The 18,927-nt window shown below is 46.3% G+C and carries 19 protein-coding genes; 11 read left to right on the top strand and 8 right to left on the bottom strand.

What is annotated here, in order from left to right; translation table 11 throughout:
* Nucleotides 1-114: 114 nt before the first annotated feature.
* Nucleotides 115-1,023: a CoB--CoM heterodisulfide reductase iron-sulfur subunit B family protein gene (locus HRE53_RS01945; protein ID WP_235108871.1), complete on the bottom strand. Its 909-nt coding sequence runs from the start codon at nt 1,021-1,023 to the stop codon at nt 115-117.
* A 164-nt stretch (nt 1,024-1,187) separates the two neighbouring features.
* Between HRE53_RS01945 and pip the strand changes: the two genes are divergently transcribed.
* From pip to HRE53_RS01980, 7 genes are all read left to right on the top strand, one after another.
* Nucleotides 1,188-2,138 (top strand): prolyl aminopeptidase, encoded by a 951-nt coding sequence (gene pip / locus HRE53_RS01950; RefSeq protein WP_235108872.1) that lies wholly within the window; start codon nt 1,188-1,190, stop codon nt 2,136-2,138.
* A gap of 248 nt (nt 2,139-2,386) precedes the next feature.
* Complete coding sequence (gene acpP / locus HRE53_RS01955; protein ID WP_212661985.1) at nt 2,387-2,632, top strand: acyl carrier protein; 246 nt, start codon at nt 2,387-2,389, stop codon at nt 2,630-2,632.
* A gap of 92 nt (nt 2,633-2,724) precedes the next feature.
* Nucleotides 2,725-3,978: a beta-ketoacyl-ACP synthase II gene (gene fabF / locus HRE53_RS01960; RefSeq protein ID WP_212661986.1), complete on the top strand. Its 1,254-nt coding sequence runs from the start codon at nt 2,725-2,727 to the stop codon at nt 3,976-3,978.
* 147 nt (nt 3,979-4,125) lie between these two features.
* On the top strand, nt 4,126-6,132 hold the full coding sequence (gene tkt, locus HRE53_RS01965) for a transketolase (RefSeq protein WP_235108873.1): 2,007 nt from the start codon (nt 4,126-4,128) through the stop codon (nt 6,130-6,132).
* Nucleotides 6,133-6,323: 191 nt separating this feature from the next.
* A complete protein-coding gene (locus tag HRE53_RS01970) occupies nt 6,324-6,632 on the top strand; it encodes a hypothetical protein (RefSeq protein WP_235108874.1) in 309 nt (102 codons plus the stop codon).
* Entirely contained in the window at nt 6,619-7,275 is a 657-nt protein-coding gene (locus HRE53_RS01975) for an endonuclease/exonuclease/phosphatase family protein (protein ID WP_235108875.1), read from the top strand. Before HRE53_RS01970 ends, HRE53_RS01975 begins: the two co-directional genes overlap by 14 nt.
* 149 nt (nt 7,276-7,424) lie before the next feature.
* Entirely contained in the window at nt 7,425-7,808 is a 384-nt protein-coding gene (locus HRE53_RS01980) for a VOC family protein (protein ID WP_235108876.1), read from the top strand.
* Here HRE53_RS01980 and HRE53_RS01985 read toward each other — a convergent pair.
* Complete coding sequence (locus HRE53_RS01985) at nt 7,805-8,437, bottom strand: helix-turn-helix domain-containing protein (protein WP_235108877.1); 633 nt, start codon at nt 8,435-8,437, stop codon at nt 7,805-7,807. The genes HRE53_RS01980 and HRE53_RS01985 overlap by 4 nt on opposite strands.
* 184 nt (nt 8,438-8,621) lie before the next feature.
* Between HRE53_RS01985 and HRE53_RS01990 the strand changes: the two genes are divergently transcribed.
* On the top strand, nt 8,622-9,692 hold the full coding sequence (locus HRE53_RS01990; protein WP_235108878.1) for an AAA family ATPase: 1,071 nt from the start codon (nt 8,622-8,624) through the stop codon (nt 9,690-9,692).
* Nucleotides 9,693-9,713: 21 nt separating this feature from the next.
* Here HRE53_RS01990 and HRE53_RS01995 read toward each other — a convergent pair whose 3' ends face one another.
* Nucleotides 9,714-10,886: a transposase gene (locus tag HRE53_RS01995; protein WP_235107614.1), complete on the bottom strand. Its 1,173-nt coding sequence runs from the start codon at nt 10,884-10,886 to the stop codon at nt 9,714-9,716.
* Nucleotides 10,887-11,336: 450 nt separating this feature from the next.
* On the opposite strand from HRE53_RS01995, the gene HRE53_RS02000 reads away from it, so the two are divergent.
* Entirely contained in the window at nt 11,337-13,781 is a 2,445-nt protein-coding gene (locus tag HRE53_RS02000; protein WP_235108879.1) for a tetratricopeptide repeat protein, read from the top strand.
* Nucleotides 13,782-13,794: 13 nt separating this feature from the next.
* Here HRE53_RS02000 and moaA read toward each other — a convergent pair whose 3' ends face one another.
* From moaA to psbH, 5 genes are all read right to left on the bottom strand, one after another.
* The gene (moaA, locus tag HRE53_RS02005) at nt 13,795-14,790 is read right to left on the bottom strand and encodes a GTP 3',8-cyclase MoaA (RefSeq protein ID WP_235108880.1); all 996 of its coding nucleotides are present in this window, start codon (nt 14,788-14,790) and stop codon (nt 13,795-13,797) included.
* A 126-nt stretch (nt 14,791-14,916) separates the two neighbouring features.
* Nucleotides 14,917-15,216: a ferredoxin gene (locus HRE53_RS02010; RefSeq protein WP_212661990.1), complete on the bottom strand. Its 300-nt coding sequence runs from the start codon at nt 15,214-15,216 to the stop codon at nt 14,917-14,919.
* A gap of 445 nt (nt 15,217-15,661) precedes the next feature.
* Entirely contained in the window at nt 15,662-16,282 is a 621-nt protein-coding gene (gene pth / locus HRE53_RS02015; RefSeq protein WP_315876146.1) for an aminoacyl-tRNA hydrolase, read from the bottom strand.
* Nucleotides 16,283-16,609 (bottom strand): TatA/E family twin arginine-targeting protein translocase, encoded by a 327-nt coding sequence (locus HRE53_RS02020; RefSeq protein ID WP_235108881.1) that lies wholly within the window; start codon nt 16,607-16,609, stop codon nt 16,283-16,285. It lies immediately after the preceding gene.
* Nucleotides 16,610-16,793: 184 nt separating this feature from the next.
* The gene (gene psbH, locus HRE53_RS02025) at nt 16,794-17,009 is read right to left on the bottom strand and encodes a photosystem II reaction center phosphoprotein PsbH (RefSeq protein WP_212661993.1); all 216 of its coding nucleotides are present in this window, start codon (nt 17,007-17,009) and stop codon (nt 16,794-16,796) included.
* Nucleotides 17,010-17,086: 77 nt separating this feature from the next.
* On the opposite strand from psbH, the gene psbN reads away from it, so the two are divergent.
* The gene (gene psbN, locus HRE53_RS02030) at nt 17,087-17,227 is read left to right on the top strand and encodes a photosystem II reaction center protein PsbN (RefSeq protein ID WP_212661994.1); all 141 of its coding nucleotides are present in this window, start codon (nt 17,087-17,089) and stop codon (nt 17,225-17,227) included.
* 91 nt (nt 17,228-17,318) lie between these two features.
* Nucleotides 17,319-18,878, top strand: a complete 1,560-nt coding sequence (locus HRE53_RS02035; protein WP_235108882.1) for a phosphate ABC transporter substrate-binding/OmpA family protein — start codon at nt 17,319-17,321, stop codon at nt 18,876-18,878.
* The last annotated feature ends 49 nt before the right edge of the window (nt 18,879-18,927 follow it).

The raw sequence follows: 18,927 nt of genomic DNA on the forward strand, positions 1-18,927 counted from the left end.
AACCCTAAACCTATTCCGTCAAGTATCTTCAAACTGTAATGTGTCTCACAATCGGGGCTGAGAGTTAGCCAAAAAAGAGGTTGAGAACCGGTTGTAGAGAGACATTCAGTCTAATTAGATGATGCCTAATTTCTCTAGTATGGGTCGTGTGGAGACCACATGCTTTTCTAGCCCAAGTTTCTGCGGTTCAATCCCTAAAGCCAAACCGACTAACTGAGGTAAATGCAAAACAGGCAAGCCTAGCTTGGTATTAATGGATTTTTCAACTTCAGGTTGACGAGAATCTAAATTCAGATGACAGAGGGGACAAGGGGTCACCAAGCAGTCAGCTCCGGCTGCAATTGCGTCCTGAATTCTACCTCCCGCCATGGCAAAAGACTGGGGGGTGGCATAGCTCGCTAGGGGCCAACCACAACATTGAGTTCGGCCAGAATAATAAATCGGGGTGGCATTGAGGGCCAGAAAAACATTTTCCATGGAAGAGGGATGAATGGGATCGTCAAAGGGGAGGCTCTGTTGGGCTCTAAGAAGATAGCATCCATAAAACGCTGCACATTTCAAGCCGCTGAGTTTACGCTTGACTTGTAGGGAAAGAGCTTCCAAGCCATAATCTCCGACCAAGGCCCAAAGGAGATGCTTGACTTCAGTACTACCTTGATAGGGAGAACAATGCTGTTCTGACAACAAACTATTGATCTGACCAACATAGTCAGGGTCATTGTCCTTAGCATCTTTGAGTCGCTCATCGACATGACCAATCACCCCTTGGCAGGTACTGCAGTGGGTGAGGAGGGGTAAATTGAGCTGTTCGGCTAAGGCAATATTGCGGGCGTTGACTGTGTCTTCTAGTAATTGAGAATCTTCTTTAAAGGTGCCGGACCCACAACAGGCCGCTTTCTTCAATTCAATGAGTTTAATCCCTAAGGCCTGAGTTATTTCCTGGGTTGACATATATAGTTCTCGACAAGCACCTTGAGCTACACATCCTGGGAAGTATGCATATTGAAGTGTTGGGACCGACATCTGAATTACTCGCTGTAACTGAGCCTTTGCTAGAGCAACGCTAGCATGTTGGTCTGAGAATTCGGGTTACCTGTGATTGAACATTACAAAACGGTGAAATCAGTGGTCCTGAGTCGGGAGACCTTTTATCTTGAAGGACAAGAGATAGCTGTTGGACCTCCAAAATGCGCGAACTTTACCCAGTCATCACCCCTTATACAACGGGTAAACTCCAAGTTTCTGATCTGCATACCCTCCATTACGAAGAAGTGGGAAATCCCCAGGGGAAACCAGCTATATTTCTGCATGGGGGACCCGGGGGCGGCATTGATCCGGTCTATCGACAGTATTTTGATCCACAAGAATGGCGGTTAGTGCTGTTTGACCAGCGGGGTTGCGGGCAAAGCACCCCCCATGCAGAGCTAAAAGAAAACACCACCTGGGATTTAGTCAGGGATATCGAAACCCTGCGTCAGCATCTCGACATTGATCAGTGGGTAGTCTTCGGAGGGAGTTGGGGCAGTACTTTAGCCCTGGCCTACAGCCAGACCCATCCTGAATCCTGCAAGGGACTCATCTTGCGGGGGATATTTATGTTGCGTCATCAAGAACTGAAATGGTTCTACCAAGAAGGGGCCAGCAACATTTTCCCAGATGCCTGGGAAGCCTATCTCCAGCCCATTCCTCTGGAAGAGCGTCAGGATTTAATCAGTGCCTATTACCGCCGACTCACAAGTAACGATCCAAACATTCAACTGGAAGCGGCCAAAGCCTGGTCCGTTTGGGAGGCCACAACGAGCAAACTGTTGCCCGATCCTGAATTGCAAGAAAAATGTGGTGAAGACACCTTTGCCACGGCCTTTGCTCGGATTGAATGTCACTATTTCATGAACAAGGGCTTTTTAGACACAGAAGATCAGCTGATGCGGGGATGCGATCGCATCCAGCATCTCCCCATCGTTATTGTTCAAGGCCGTTATGATGTCGTTTGCCCCGTCATTTCAGCCTGGGAACTCCATCAGCAACTTCCTCAATCAGAGCTGCAAATCATTGCCGATGCCGGCCATTCCATTACAGAACCTGGCATTCGCAATGCTTTGATCGAAGCAACCGACCGCTTTGCTCAAATTCCATGACATGCCTTGGCTAAGACTTAATTTATGCTCCAGCAAGAAAACAAGATCGATGCTTTCAGAGGGGCGGTTTCAGATTACTATGGAAGGAATGGCTGAAACCCTGAAAGACTGGATCAGACATTCCCTGGCCTTGATCTTTGAGCAAGGACATTGAAATATGCTCAGGGAAGGAAGTAAAGCATTTGGCCTCATTTGAAGCCGCATTTAACCTTCTGCTAGAGTCCGTAGTTTTAGAGAAAAGAGAACCCATGAGTGAGTCGGAAATTTTTGGCAAAGTAAAAGATATTGTTGCCGAGCAATTAAGTGTTGATGCTGAAAAGGTAACGCCAGAAGCGAGCTTCCAGAACGATCTAGATGCTGACTCCCTGGATGTTGTGGAAATGGTGATGGCTCTAGAAGAAGAGTTTGATATCGAAATTCCAGACGAAGCAGCCGAAGAAATCCTTACGGTTCAAGCTGCTGTTAACTTTATCTCAAGCAAAGTAAAGGCTTAGCAATCCTGATAGACCGTGTTGCATGCTCTAGCATGCAACACGATTGCTAACCCCTAAATATTTTCATCCTATGCTGATCACATGTGACCATCATGACTAACCTAGAGCCTAAGCGCGTTGTAATTACAGGGCTGGGGGCCATCACTCCGTTAGGGAATACCCTCTCTGAATACTGGGATGGGTTGCTTGCGGGTCGCAGTGGAATTGGCCCCGTCACCCGGTTTGATGCAGCTAAGCATGCCTGCCAAATTGCCGGAGAAGTAAAAGGCTTCGATCCACAAGACTATATGGATCGTAAAGACGCCAAACGCATGGACCGTTTTGCTCAATTTGCGGTGTCTGCCAGCAAACAAGCCCTAGCTGATGCTAACTTCACCATTGACGATACCAATGCAAACGATATCGGTATCATCATCGGCACCGGTATTGGGGGTCTAAAAGTTCTAGAGGATCAGCAGGAAATTTATCTCACCAAAGGGCCGGATCGCTGCAGCCCCTTTATGATTCCGATGATGATTGCCAATATGGCGGCAGGCTTAACGGCCATTCATGTGGGTGCTAAAGGTCCTAACTCCTGTTCAGTGACGGCCTGTGCTGCCGGGTCTAACGCCATTGGTGATGCCTTTCGCTTTGTCCAGCGGGGCTATACCAAGGCGATGATTTGTGGTGGCACCGAAGCTGCAGTGACTCCTTTATCCATGGCTGGATTTGCAGCCTGTCGAGCCCTCTCCACCCGCAATGATGATCCTACAAAAGCCAGCCGCCCGTTTGATCGCGATCGGGATGGTTTTGTCCTGGGAGAAGGAGTTGGCATTCTCTTAATTGAAGAATTAGAGCATGCTCTAGCGCGAGGCGCCAAAATTTACGCCGAGCTGATTGGCTATGGGGTCACTTGCGATGCTCATCATATGACATCCCCCTCCCCTGGTGGCGTTGGCGCGGCCCGAGCCATTGAGTTATGTCTTAAAGACAGTAACTTGTCCCCTGACCAAATCAGCTATATCAATGCCCATGGCACCAGCACGAATGCCAACGATACAACGGAAACAGCTGCAATTAAGCATGCAATCGGTGATAATGCTTACCGAGTAGCCATTAGTTCCACAAAATCGATGACGGGTCATTTACTGGGCGGGTCGGGTGGTATTGAAGCCGTAGCCACTGCCATGGCCATTGCCAATGATCAAGTCCCGCCGACGATTAACCTAGATAATCCTGACGAAGGATGCGATTTAGACTATATTCCCCATACCAGCCGTAAATTAACGGTTGATGTTGCTCTTTCCAATTCCTTTGGTTTTGGCGGTCACAATGTCACCCTCGCCTTCCGAAAATATGCCGATTGATGTTGGATTTACTTGCCATGATGGCATTGATATTTGAGGCTTGTCTGTTCCAAGCCTCTTTTTGACGCCCATAGAAAACATAGACAACGTCGTTTTCTTGCCGCTTATTCCTTCTTGCCGTTCAGTAAATACTAAAAATTCAAGCTTATGGTTGTTGCGACCCAATCCCTAGACGAACTTTGTATTAATGCAATTCGTTTCCTGGCCATTGATGCCGTCGAAAAAGCCAAATCGGGACACCCAGGTTTACCCATGGGTGCCGCTCCCATGGCCTATGTCCTTTGGGACCGCATCATGCGGTTTAATCCCAAAAATCCTTATTGGTTTAACCGTGATCGGTTTGTGCTGTCCGCCGGGCATGGCTGCATGTTGCAGTATGCTCTTTTACACCTGACGGGATTCAACAGCGTTTCCCTTGATGAAATCAAGAATTTCCGTCAGTGGGGTTCCAAAACCCCTGGACACCCTGAGAACTTTGAAACCCCTGGGGTTGAAGTCACGACAGGGCCTTTGGGACAAGGAATTTGTAATGCCGTGGGTTTAGCCATGGCCGAAGCCCACTTGGCTGCCAAGTTCAACAGACCCGAGCATACTCTCGTTGATCACTACTCCTACGCCATCTTGGGGGATGGTTGCAACATGGAAGGGGTTTCGGGTGAAGCCTGTTCCTTGGCGGGTCACTTGGGATTGGGCAAGTTAATTGCCCTTTACGATGACAACCATATTTCCATTGATGGTTCCACAGATATTTCCTTTACAGAAGATGTGGGCAAGCGCTTTGAAGCCTATGGTTGGCATGTTCAGCATGTTGAGAATGGCAACACCGATTTAGACGGGATTCAGAAGGCCATTGAAGCGGCTAAAGCCGTAACCGATAAGCCTTCGCTGATTAAGGTGACCACTACCATTGGTTATGGGTCACCCAATCGGGCCGATACTGCTGGTATTCATGGTGCCGCTCTTGGGGATGCAGAGATTAAAGCCACCCGAGAAAATCTTGGCTGGAATCATGAGCCCTTTGATATTCCTGCTGATGTCCTGTCTCATTGCCGCCAAGCAGTCGATCGAGGCGCTACGGCTGAATCAGAATGGGATGCAATCATGACCTCCTATCGGACTAAATATCCAGCTGAAGCGGCTGAATTTGAGCGGATGGTGAAAGGAGAACTCCCAGCCAATTGGGATAAGTCTCTACCCAGCTACACCCCAGCCGATAAAGGACTCGCCACACGGAAGCATTCTGAAATCACCATTAATGCTTTGGCAGGTGCAATTCCTGAGATGATTGGTGGATCTGCTGACCTAACCCACTCCAATCTGACCGAAATCAAAGGTTCAGGGAATTTCCAAAAGGGAGATTACAATAATCGCAACCTTCGATTTGGGGTACGTGAGCATGGCATGGGTGCCATCTGTAACGGGATTGCCTTACATAATTCCGGTTTAATTCCCTACTGCGCCACCTTCTTGGTGTTCGCAGACTATATGAGAGCCGCCATTCGCCTCTCTGCCCTGGCAGAAGCGGGGGTTATCTACGTCATGACCCATGACTCCATTGGCTTAGGTGAGGATGGTCCAACTCACCAACCCGTCGAAACGGTTGCCTCATTGCGAACAATTCCCAATTTGACGGTGATTCGACCAGCAGATGGTAACGAGGTTTCTGGGGCGTATAAAGTTGCGATCGCACATCGCAAATCCCCTACGCTCATTGCCTTCACTCGTCAGGCCCTTCCCAACTTGGCTGGCAGCTCCATTGATGCCGTAGCTAAGGGCGCTTACATCATGTCTGATAGTGATGGCACTCCCGACATGATCATGCTGGCCACTGGCAGTGAAGTTCATCTTTGTGAGCAAGCGGCTGAGCAGCTTCGTTCCGAAGGCAAGAAGGTTCGAGTGGTTTCCATGCCCTCGTGGGAATTGTTTGAAGCCCAAACTCCTGAATATAAAGAGTCCGTTTTGCCCAAAGCAATCACCAAGCGTCTATCGGTGGAAGCCGGAGCTGATTTCGGCTGGCATCGGTATATTGGCTTCGAAGGTCAAGCTATCAGCATTAACCGCTTTGGTGCCTCTGCTCCTGGCAATACTTGCCTAGAACAGTTTGGCTTCACCGTTGAGAACGTTCTCGCGAAAGCCAAGGATCTGCTGAGCTAAGGTATTTCAATAATTTGGTTTGCAGTCCTCCTATTTTTTAGGGGGACTGTTTTTTTGTATATGGTTCGGCAGACCCACTCAATACAGGGTCAAGTGGCTTTTGCTCAACAAGCTCAGACTACATCGCATTCGAAATTGCCCCTGTATAATCGAACCAATCTTTGTCGATACCAAGACCCTAAAACGTTGGCATGACTCTTAAACAAGGCATTGCCCAAACCACCTTAATACTGAGCCTTGGCCTATATATTTTCTATCTATGCCCCTTTATCAATCGCTCTTTCCCTTTGGCTTTAGGAATGGAGTTTTGGCCTTATGTTTGTGTGATTCCTTGTTTTGGTTTGGGATTTAGACTATTCCACCCAGATCTTCGGGGGGCAGCGACTGGGACTCGGATTAGCATCGCTGTTGCTAGTACTCAGTTTTACCCCTTGGTTTCATTGGTTAGGAATGCCATCCATTGGCACAAAACCGGCAGGGTTGCGGATGATGTCTTATAACATCTGGACCCAAAATCAGGATTATGATGCCATTCAACTATCTATTCAACGAGAAAAGCCCGATATTCTTTTCTTAACAGAGATTACGCTGTCGGCCATGCGTGACTTGGAAAATCGATTGGAGTATCCCTATAGCCAACGCTCCAATCGGGGGTCCAATGCCTTTTTTAGTCGCTACCCCATCCTCTCCACTACTCCGGAATATCCTAATGCGACAGACCATGGCCTTACTTTTAGCCTGGTTGCTCAAATTCAAACACCACAAGAGATACTGACAGTTGTAGGCATTCATCCCCCCATTCCTCTAACCCGTTCTTCGTTTGCAGTTCGCAATCAGCAGTTTGAGCGTTTAGCTCCATTTATTCGACAAGTTCCCAATCGAGTCATCGTTCTGGGTGATTTCAATACGTCTCCCTGGTCACCTTACTTCGATCAGTTCTTACAGGAGGCCGATTTGTCTAGTGCAACCCGAGGGCAGGGCATCTGGGCAACCTGGAGTTATGCCCCCACTTGGTTTCATTGGTTTGCCAAGATTCCCATCGATCATATTACGAGCCGCGGGTTTGATTGTATTGATGCTTGGGCAGGCCTTGCCAATGGTTCCGATCACCAACCTATTGTTGCGGAATTAAAACCCGTTTGAAGCAGCAAGTTGATTCATGTTATCGACTAGCCATCTTAAGCCCCCTTCAGGAGTCAAAGTCTGCAAAAAAAATGTCGCATATTTTCAAGACCATTTGAGCCATACCGCCGTATCCTCAAATAGTTCTACCTTCTTACGACTCAACTCCCATGAAGTTTAAATACACGATTCTCTATGTGGAAGATGTAGCATCAACCCTAGACTTTTTTAAGCGGGCGTTTGGGTTTGATCAGCAGTTTCTCCACGAAAGCGGCGATTATGGTGAGCTGAGTACAGGGAGTACGACCCTCTCTTTTTCAGCATTCAGCTTAATGCAGGAATTAGGGAAATCACCCGCTCAAGCACAGGCCACTGCACCCGTGTTTGAAATGGCTTTTGAGTCAAATGACGTTCACTCAGATCTATCACGAGCGTTAGACGCAGGTGCTGTCTTACAGCAGGATATTCAAGAAGAATCTTGGGGGCAAACGACCGCCTATGTCATTGACCCTAATGGTTTTCTGATTGAGATTTGCTCACCAGTTACCCGCTAGCCATAGCCTAAGTCCATAAGGCGGTCAAACTGCTCAGGGGCGAGATTTGTAGGCGATACGCCCAACCAATGTTTAATGGCTCGGCTCATATGGGCCTGATCGGCATATCCATGGGCATGGGCAATGTCTACGAGGGACATAGAGGTTTTTAGGGCCAGAGCTGTTTGCCGTACTCGTGCGAGCTGTAGCCAAAAGCTAGGAGGTTGACCTGTCTGGCTCACCATCAACCGTTGTAACGTTCTTGGGGTTATGCCCAGCCATTTAGCTGCTGTGGCCACGGTTCTGGGCTGGCTTCTCAGGCATTCAAGAGATTCAGCCACCGCCCGACTCAGGGAACAGAAACGATTGATACGATCCTTGAGGTCCTGCTCATTGATGTCAGCAGACAAGTTGCTTAATAATTGCTGTTCATTGATCTGAGTCCCTGGTTGAAGCCTAACGCCCATCAGGCTCACCCCTTCGCGAGTATAAACGTTACGCGTCTGAGTATCTAAGGGTGTGATCCGCCAAGCAGGTCGTTCCCCCAGCGAGGTGGATAGAATAATATCTCGACAGCCATCAGGAATAATCAATGCTGAGCCACTGGTGGTTGCCGTGTGTTGCCATATGTCGAGTATGCAATCAGTCATCAATTTCATAGGCTTCCACATTGGTAATGTGGCGCAATTCATTAGACCTCTTGTATAAATAGCCTACAACACGAGACAACAGAGATATTTGCCTCAATACGTTAATCCTAATAATTTTTACTCTTTCAGAAAGGCTTATAAACGTACGTCAATTTCAACGTACGTTGAAATTGACGTACATCAAATGAGTATCAAAGTTAATCCAGGTGGAATACTAGCTCCCTCAGAAGTCGTAGGGCGAGATCGATTGATCAAGAAGCTTTGGCGAATTTTGAATCGTCAAAGTTTGGTGCTGACGGCTGAACGGCGGATGGGAAAAACCAGCATCATCAAAAAAATGAACAGTGAAGCTCCAGAAGCTGTCATTACGATTTATCGAGATTTAGAAGGGATTAAGACAGCAGTAGGCTTTGCCAAGAAAGTCCTTGAGGATGTGGAAGCCTATTTGAGTGGTTTACAGAAAAGCGCAGTTAGAGTTCGGGCATTGCTCAAGAATTTGACAGGTACAGAAATTGCTGGTGTGAAGCTACCAGCGATTCCAGAGGCTCATTGGAATGACGTATTGCAACGGACGATGGAAGATTTACTGGAGCATCAAGATTGTCCGGTAATTTTTTTCTGGGATGAGTTGCCACTGATGTTGTACGACATTAAGCAACAGCAAGGCGAATCCGTTGCCCAGGGAATTTTGGATGTGTTGCGCTCTTTGCGACAAACTCACTCTAATTTACGAATGGTGTTTACGGGATCTATTGGGTTACACAATGTGCTAACGACGCTGAAACGGGCAGGATATGCCAACGATCCAACCAATGACATGAAAATTGTGGATGTTCCGCCTTTGGAGAAAGCAGATGCGGAAGATTTAGCACAACAGCTAATTGTGGGTGAAGGATTGACTGTAGAACAAGAGAGTACGGCCCAGGAAATTGCTAAAGCGGCTGACAATCTTCCTTTTTTTATCCATCACTTAGTTGATCATTTAGTTTTTGAGGAAGGGGAATCAGTTGATATCCCCAGCATAGTTAAACAGTATATGCTTGACCCACAGGATCCGTGGCATCTTCGGTATTATCGGGAACGCATCGATACCTACTATCTGAATGAAGATAAGGCGTTGGCGTTGGCGTTACTCGATGCATTGGCTCTGGCTTCTGAGCCGCTGTCTTTTGATGAAATTTATAATCGGGTTTTGTCTCAGACGGATGCTTTTGATGCTGAATCGACCCGAGCTGTATTGACCCTGACTGCCTGACAGATCTTCGCCTTCCCCTGCTCATAAAGCCTTGCACTGTAAAGAGCGGATGCGAGAGAACCAGATTTTGTTGTAGTGTTTCTTTTGAGCTTTTTTAGACGCAAAACACGGTTGTGGATCATGGCAGAGCAAGGGGACTGGCATCAACAACTCCCGTCCTTTATGGACGACTCCCTTGAGCCACCGTAATCCAATTTTGAGATAACTAATGCCTCGTCGCCAATGTGGGTCAACCTGTTGGCGCAGCCCTTTAATGTGAACAGCCATTCCTTGAGTCGTGCTGAATAGCAGTGCCACAGCAGCAACCAGATAAAGCCTCTCTAATGCATCAGCACAGCGAATTTTCGACTCTTCTAGCTCAAACACTCCAGACTTACTATCGAGAAATAATTCTTCGACCCGAAACCTCAAAGCGTATTGCCACAAGGTCTGTAGCGTGGGTGATTCATCTGTAATCACCGCCCATGGTTCTTTCACTCCTCGGATATTAGCCAACACCAGATTGCACCGATAGATGCCGTCTTCCCAAAGCCCCACATTGCGGTAGAGGAGGGCTTCGCCTTTGGATGGCCACAATTGTCGGACTTCTCTTGGACATTGACGTGGACCATGGAGAAGGACATCACAAGGGACACGCAGACAGTAATGCCAATGGCTCTGTTGTAACCAGCTCATCAGTTGATGGTTCGCAAACCCACGATCTGCTAACACCATGACATCTGGATGCTGCCGCAATAACCAACGGGCCTGGCGCAATAGCGGTTGATATTCCTCAAAAGCGACAGCTGCACTCTTGTGCTCTAATACTTTCCACAACAATGGTACTGCTCTGCCACAGCAGACGACGGATAGATGAATCATGCAATATTCATTCCATAACACCGTTGTATCCATTGCCAGGTATAGACGATGAGATTGCCAGTTCTTAAGGGCTAGCAGGACTAGAGGTACATATAGCTTGTTAATATCAATGCGTTGATTGGCTATAAATCGTTGCCACCGACGCTCGACACTTTGGGCTTTTCTGGCTCGGCAGGGAACATAGGATTCCCAGGCAGATAAGCTTAAGCGTTCACTACAGATTAAGGCGCTTACCATCCAGCCCAGAGCAATGAGATGGCGTAAATCTCGATAATGGCTGTGTTGACGTAAAAAGGAAAACAGTTGACGATAAATTTGGGTGGGGCCTGACATTTGAATAACGCTGATTTGTGATTAAATCTAGCCTCACATGTCTCTCCACTCTTTTCTCATAAACTATGTAAATAAAGGCTTTGACCTACTTCTGTCAGGCAATCAGGTATTGACCTTACTTCAACGCGATCACTACATCCAACAAGTTGATATTAATGCCTATAGGTTTCGGTTTTCCTTAATTCAACAAAGCTGGATTATTCATCGAGGATTGGCAGCATGAAAGTTTCTCGCTATACGCCCAGCCTGTTAGCCCCAGAAGATTTAGAGGCTATTTTTGTTCAGCGCCACAAATTAGCCAAGCGTTTAGTTGAACAGATTCGGGCCAGTGCCTTAACGGATAGCAAGCAGTTTAACTTGCTGATTGGGCCACGGGGAATTGGTAAGACCCATCTGATATCGATACTCTATCACCGGGTTGTCCAACAGGCAGATCTAAACAGTCATCTGGTGATTGCTTGGCTAAAGGAAGAAGAGTGGGGCATTGGATCATTTTTTGATTTGGTATTGCGAATTCTGAATGCATTGCAAGCTGAATATAAAGATGAAGAGCTTGCTAACAAAATTGACAGCCTCTATGATCTAGCTCCAGAAGAAGCAGAGCAAGTTGCGATTGCAACCTTAAAAACTTTCATCGGTAAACGAACCTTACTGCTGCTGATGGAGAACCTAGAAGATGTATTTGCGGGGTTAGGGGATATTGGTCAGAAGCAGTTGCGCTCATTTTTGCAAGAAGAAAGTTGCTGTACGATTGTGGCTACTTCACAAAGTTTGTTCAATAGCGTAAAACTACAAACCTCACCATTTTATGGATTCTTCCGGATCCAATACTTAAAGGATTTTGTGGTGGATGAAGCGGTTTCCCTGCTGACAAAGATTGCTCAACAAGAGGAAGATTCAGAGCTAGTGGATTTTCTGCGAACGCTGAAAGGGCGCAGTAGGGTGCAGGCAGTCCATCATTTAGCCGGGGGTAACCCCAGAATTTATGTGGTTTTTTCAGAATTTCTCACCCAGGAGTCGTTGGATGCTTTAGTTCAGCCCTTTATGAGTATGTTGGACGATCTGACGCCCTATTACCAGGCACGGATGATGTATCTCTCGCCACAGCAACGCAAGATTATTGAGGTGCTAGGTCGGCGGAAATATGCAATGCCCGTTAAAGAGATTGCCCAGCGGTGTTTTGTTACCCACCAAACGGTATCGGGCCAGTTAAAGGATTTGCGAGATAAGGGGTATGTATTAGCCGATAGCATCGGGCGGCAGTCCTTTTACGAGCTGCGTGAACCCTTGATGCGGATCTGCTTGTCGGTAAAAGAAACACGGGGTGAACCTATTCGCTTGTTTGTAGATTTTCTGAAAGCCTGGTATCCACGTTCAGAATTGTTGTTGATGAAACAACAGTTGAGAGCAGAAGTAGTTGGACAATCTAAGGTCTCTTTTGCAGAAACCTATGTAAACTTGGCGCTAGAAGATAATGAAGCCGAAATAGATCCGCGTATTGATGCTTACATTCAGAAACTGGCAGAATGTGACCAGAAAGATCCCGAACGTGCACTGAAGTTAGTCAACGTGTTAATGGATATTCACGATACAGCGGAAAATTATTTTGCTCAGGGAGTCTATTTATATAGATTAGAACGTTATGAAGAGGCAATTGCGAGTTATAAAAAAGTTCTAGAATACAAACCTAATGATGATAGAACTCTAAGTAACCTAGGTGTATTGCTAGCTCGACTGGGGCAGTATTCTGAAGCCATCGAGAACTACAGTAAAGCTATAGAAATCAATAGAAGCAACTACAAAGCTCTATCTAATCGTGGTATTGCATTGGGTGAATTAAGGCAATATAAGGAAGCTATTACTAGCTTCGAGAAAGCATTAAAGATCAAGCCAGAAGAATATGATACTTGGGTTAATCAAGGTGTCAACCTAATTTATCTTGAACGATATGAAGATGCAGCTTCTAAGTTTCATCACGCCATAAGCCTTGACCCAAATCAGTATTATGCTTGGACTCACTTAGGTACTGCTTTGGACAAATTAGGTCAGCACGACAAAGCAATTACACACTTTGAAAAAGCTATAGAGATCGAACCTAAACATGATCAATCTTGGACTAACCGCGGCATTGCTTTGGTTGCTTTAAGACGATTTAAAGAAGCTATTGACAGCTTTGGTGAAGCTCTGAAAATCAATCCGAATGCTAATGAAATTCTGTACAATCGGGGAGTTACCCTAGCTGTTTTAAAGCGTCATAAAGAGGCAATAATAAATTACGATGCAGCTTTGGACATCAAACCAGATGATGACAGAGTCTGGTATAACCGGGGCATCGCCCTGAGCTATTTAGAACGCTATGAAGAAGCCTTCTTAAGCTATGGCAATATCTCACAAGAAAATTTAGAAAAATTACCATATAGACGACTAAATCAAGCTGAAGTGGGTTTTGCATCTCATCCTAATGATGAAGCTTATAAAGTTTTGGAGAATAGGCTTAGCCACCTAAGTGAAGCGGAGAAATCCGATTCTTGGCATTCAGATATTATGCTTCGCAGTTTATTCAAACAGAATCAAGATATTCAACAATGGCAAGTCCATATTAAAAAGCTGATTCCACTTTTTAAGGAGTATCAGTTCCTCAATGCGCTAGGGGTGGGTCTGATCAAAAGCTGTGATGCATTAATCTCGGAAATGGTTAGTCAGTATGCTGCCCTAGCTTGGCTAGAAGTTTGGACTAAAGTAGCGGAAGAGCATGAAGAGTTTAAAGTGCCCCTACGTTTACTCAAAGCCGCTGTTGATTACAAAGCTAAACCCGATGACCCCCGCATTTTCCTCCAACTTCCTACGGAAGAACGCACCATTCTCAAACAAGCCCTTGGCCTAGAAATGGAATAACAATGTCGCCCAGCTATCCACCGATTTGGGACATTGTGCGACTATAGTTAGCCCCCACTGTGCCCGATTGGCGTTCCTTGTAGTTAATCTCTGGTTTGAGTTCCAACAATTCCTGGACGCGATCTCGCAACGTATCCGTAGACACCCCATTTCTCAGGGCCGTCTTCAAATCTAGCTGCCCTGTTTCATTGAGCAAACAAGGTCGCAGCCAGCCATCTGCCGATAAGCGCATGCGGTTACAGCGATCGCAAAAGCATTCCGACATCTGGCTAATAAAGCCTAAAGTACCCTGGGCTCCCGGAATTTGGAAGACATCAGCGGGGCCATTGCCCTGGACTTGGCCTTCCGTTAGACCCCACCGATCTCGAATTTGGGTTCGAATGTCTTCTGACGGTATCCAGCCGCGATCGCAAAACAAATCCGCGTTCCCAATCGGCATAAACTCAATAAACCGCACATGCCACTGGCGATCAATCGTCAGTGCTGCCAGATCTAGCACCTCATGATCATTCACCCCAGGAATAATCACAACATTGAGCTTGAGAGGATTAAACCCCACTTGATAGGCTTTTTGGATACCTGCCCAGACCTTACTCCAGCGTTGGTGCCTTTGTGAATCTCTACCCACAATGGTGGCAAAGGTCTCTGGCACGAGTGAATCCAGACTAATATTGATGCGGTGCAGCCCCGCCTCATATAAATCCTGGGCCAGAGGCTCTAGCAAAAAAGCATTTGTGGTCATCGCCAAATCTTTGACTTGGGGCAACGCTACAACCCCATGCACAATGTCTAAAATATCGGGCCTCAGTAGCGGTTCCCCTCCCGTAAGACGGAAGCGAGTGAATCCCGAAGGGATAAAGACTTCCCGAATTAAAGCTAATAGTTCTGTCGTTGTCAGAACGGCTGTAGGCTGTAAAAAATGTAAGTCTTGGGTGTCGGGCATGCAATATTGGCAGCGGAAATTGCAGCGATCGATCAAACTAATCCGAAGATAGTCAACTGCATTCATTGCATTAGCCTTTTATAGGGTTAGGAACATCTAACCGCGATGTCTTCTACTGTAACGTTATCGGCAAAAAAAATTGGGGCGCTAGATAACGCCCCAACCCATTAGCCACAAGCTGTAGCGTTGGATTTAATAGAGATCTTCTTCTTTATGAGTTTCGATTGTGCAGTCAGAAGTTGCGTAAGCGACACAAGTCAGAACGAAACCAGCTTCAATTTGATCGTCATCCAAGAAAGACTGATCCGACTGATCAACAGTACCAGCAGTGATTTTTCCAGCACAGGTGGAGCAAGCGCCAGCACGGCAGGAGAAAGGAAGGTCAATGCCTTGCTCTTCAGCTACGTCCAAAATATATTCGTCATCAGGGCATTCGATAGTAGTGTCTAGCCCTTCAGATGCACTTTTCAGTGTGACCTTAAAAGTTGCCATGGTGTACTCCTCAATAAAATTCGTGGAAACGGCAGTTCAGAAAGCTCAGTAATGGTTTTCATGACTTAAGGAAAACTCAAGGTCGAACCTTCTTCTTTGATACTACGCAAAAAATTAAGGTTTATAAAGCTGAAATAGGGTTTGAGCCAATGGGATTTGTAATCAATAAAAGCATTTAGACCATGATTTACTTATCTAATGTCAAATAGACACCTTAAGCATTTTATGGACACGACTAAAAAATATACCCCTAAAGCCATGATAGGCAATAGTTTTAGCGATTGCAAAAGGTCCTCAATAGTTCTCAAAAAAAAGAGGAGAAGAAGGAAAGAAAAACCTTGAAAGCATTACCCATAGAGAAGTACAAAGCATTGTCATCTAGAGACAGATTAGAATTTCCTATCGATAGGTTCAACTTATATAATCTGGTCCTGGATTTTTGAGTTTATTCAGAATCGGATATCGATACTGTGCGTCCATTGAAAAGGGTCATGGATTGCTCAATCCCTTTTTTGAGTGCCATCTCTACCGCATCTACACCGAGATCAAGCACCCCAGGAAGAAGTTGGTTCTCTAGTGGAGCAAAGCGCCCTAAGACAAAAGAGATGGTGTCTTTACCTCTTTCTGGAGGCGGACTACCAATACCAATTCGTAACCTAGGGACTTCAGGGGTACCCAAATGGGAAATGATGGAGCGCATGCCATTGTGCCCCCCAGCAGAACCCTTCAGTCGCAATCGCAATTTACCAACAGGTAAGGCCATTTCATCGTAGATGACCAACACAGAGGCCGGTTCCAGCTTGAACCAGTCAATCACAGATCGAATGGATTGGCCGGAGTTATTCATATAGGTATGAGGCTTAAGCAAACGCACCCTCCGACCTTGGCCACCCAAACCTTCACCATATTCGCCTTGGAACCGCCGTTCTGAAGTTAAGGAAATTTGCCAGTGCTGGGCCAATCGATCGATGAATGCGAATCCAATATTATGGCGAGTGCGATCATATTGAGAGCCAGGGTTTCCTAAACCTACAATCAGTTCAGGAATCATCAGTAGAGCGGTCATTTAGGAATTCGTTACTTCAGGAGAGTCAGCCATTACTTCGTCTGTTGGAGCTTCAGCCATCTCTTGGCCTTCGAGTTGAGGTTGAGGTTGATCTTGGGCCTTAGGAGTTTCTAAGGTTGCCTCCATCGGCGTTTCATTTAGGGTCTCATTGATCCGATCCGCTTCTTTTTTAAATTCATTTTCAAATTCTTTCGAAGCTTCTTGGAAACTTTTGAGAGCTTTGCCCATACTCCGGCCAATTTCTGGGAGTTTTTTAGGACCAAATACCAATAAAGCAATGACCATAATTAAGGCCATCTCTGGCAAGCCAATACCAAACACGTTCATGGGGTCCTCCTCAAGATTCCGATCGCAGCGGGGCTAGTCTTCGATTGTAATAGATCTCTAGAATCTCCCCTAAGATAGGCCGTCTATGACAATAAAAAACCCCGGAAGACCGGGGTCAATCGGATATCAATTCCAAGAGAAACTGATATCAACTACAGGAAAAACGTCATGCTAAAGGATGTTCTTATTGACCGAAACCACCAAGGCTGGTCCAACCCGCATCAACACCATCAAGGACGATAGTGTGGTTATAAACTTGAAGCATGATGAGCAACAACAACGTAATCATGACTACAAAACCAGCCATTACTGGAGTTGTCCCCCAGCCGGGCACGAATTTGCCGGCTTCAGAATTGTTATTACCTTTGAGAACGTCTCCCCACCAGGTCTGTCTTGGCATAGCTTATCGGCTCACAACAAACAACACTATTTTTTTAACTTATCGTAATATTATAGAGGAAAGATACTCATAAAAAAATGCAATTTTCTGACCCTGCAACAGTTCTTATCATAACCATCCTGGCTGTAACCGTTGCCTTCACTGCGGTTTCCCTCTATACAGCTTTTGGTCCTCCCTCAAAACAATTGGCTGATCCCTTCGAAGAACATGAGGATTAATTCCTAATTAAGGCATGCTTTTAGTTAAATAAGGTGCCTTTTTTTGCACTCTTGCTAGTATGTCTAGTTGTGGCACGTCTAGAGTGAGTCAATGCCTCAAAATAAAAATATCGCCCTCCTTGCCTCTTTGAGTCTAACTTTAGGACTGAGTGCAGGCGGGTTTTTGTTGCTTCAGAATACAGCCCCAGACCTGTTGCCTAGCCTGCTAGGACAATCAAGAGACAATGGTGGTTCTAGGCGAACAAAAGGAACCTTCAAGGTCTTAGGGGACACGTTTAGTGGCTACAGTACCTTCCGCAATGACGCATTCCAAGATGCGTTGGGGGAACCTGGAATTCGCCTAGAGTATGCGGATGAATTTGACCAGTCCCAGCGAGCTCAGGCCTTAGAAAAGGGTAAAGCAGATTTCATCGCCACGACGCTCGATCAGTTTCTCAAGCAAAAGCCAAAGGGAAAAATTGTTGGCCTGATCGATCGGACGGTGGGGGCTGATGCAGTGGTGCTGAATACCCGCCAGTTTCCTCAGCTCAAGTCCTTAATCAATCTCAGTCAACTCGTTAAACAAGGGAAGTCGAAGCAATATTCCATTGTTTACGCAGGCGATACGCCAAGTGAATATTTAGCCTTGGTTCTAGATACCAAGTTTGATGCTTTTAACCTCTCCGACTTCCGTGTGATCAAGGTAGAGGATGCCTCCCAGGCCTGGAAGCTGATGCAAGATACCAAAGAAAATGTTGCGATCGCAGTTTTGTGGGAACCCTTCGTTTCCCAAGCTCGCAAGCAAGGCCATACCGTAGTTCTGTCCAGCGAAGATGCCCCCAATACCATCGTCGATGTCTTAGTTGCCTCGGACAAAGTGATTCAGTCCCAACCGGAACAAATTTCGGCTTTTCTAGCAGCCTATTACCGACGCATTGAGTCAGGCATTAGCAATCGGTCCCAACTCCAAGACCAAATTGCTACAGATGGCGAGCTATCTGCTCCAGATGCCGATACGGTTTTGAAAGGGATTAACTTTTTTACTGCCTTAGAAGCCCAGGATTGGATGCAGAAAGATGCACTCAACCAGCGGATTACGGCAACATCTGCTGTTTTGGTCCTGTCTGGCACTTTAACTCAGGTGCCGGATAATCCCACACAGCTCTATGACCCCCAGTTTGTCAGTCAAGCTGCTGACAACACCAAAAAATTAATCGATATTGTCCGAGCAGATAATCCTGAATTAGCCAAAAAGTTAGAAGGGCAACCGTCCTCCCCCCAGAAAACCGCTAAACCGACTGCTGATATCAAATCTGCCCCCAGTATCGGCAATCTCAAAGTGCGAGGGGAAGTTAAGTTTGCGGTGGGTGCCGCCAATTTAACCTCCACGGGGCGTCAAACTCTAGATAAGCTATCTAAGGAAATTGAAGAGTTTAACCCGGATACTATTGCCGTTCGTGTGATTGGTCATACTTCTAAATCTGGGTCTGCTAGCTTGAATCAATCTCTAAGCCAGCAACGGGCCCAAGTAGTGGTGCAATATCTGAAGAAGTTGGGTATCAAACAAGCAATTCAAGCCGAAGGCAAAGGATTCAGTACACCGTTACCGGGTATTCCACCTGGAGATGCTCGTAATCAACGCACCGAAATTCGGTTAGTCCGAATTAGCTAATCAACGGGGCTTCAGCTTCTACTGAATCGAGGGCTGAGGGAAATCGAAG

Source organism: Acaryochloris sp. 'Moss Beach' (assembly GCF_021497025.1).
Lineage (GTDB): Bacteria > Cyanobacteriota > Cyanobacteriia > Thermosynechococcales > Thermosynechococcaceae > Acaryochloris > Acaryochloris marina_A.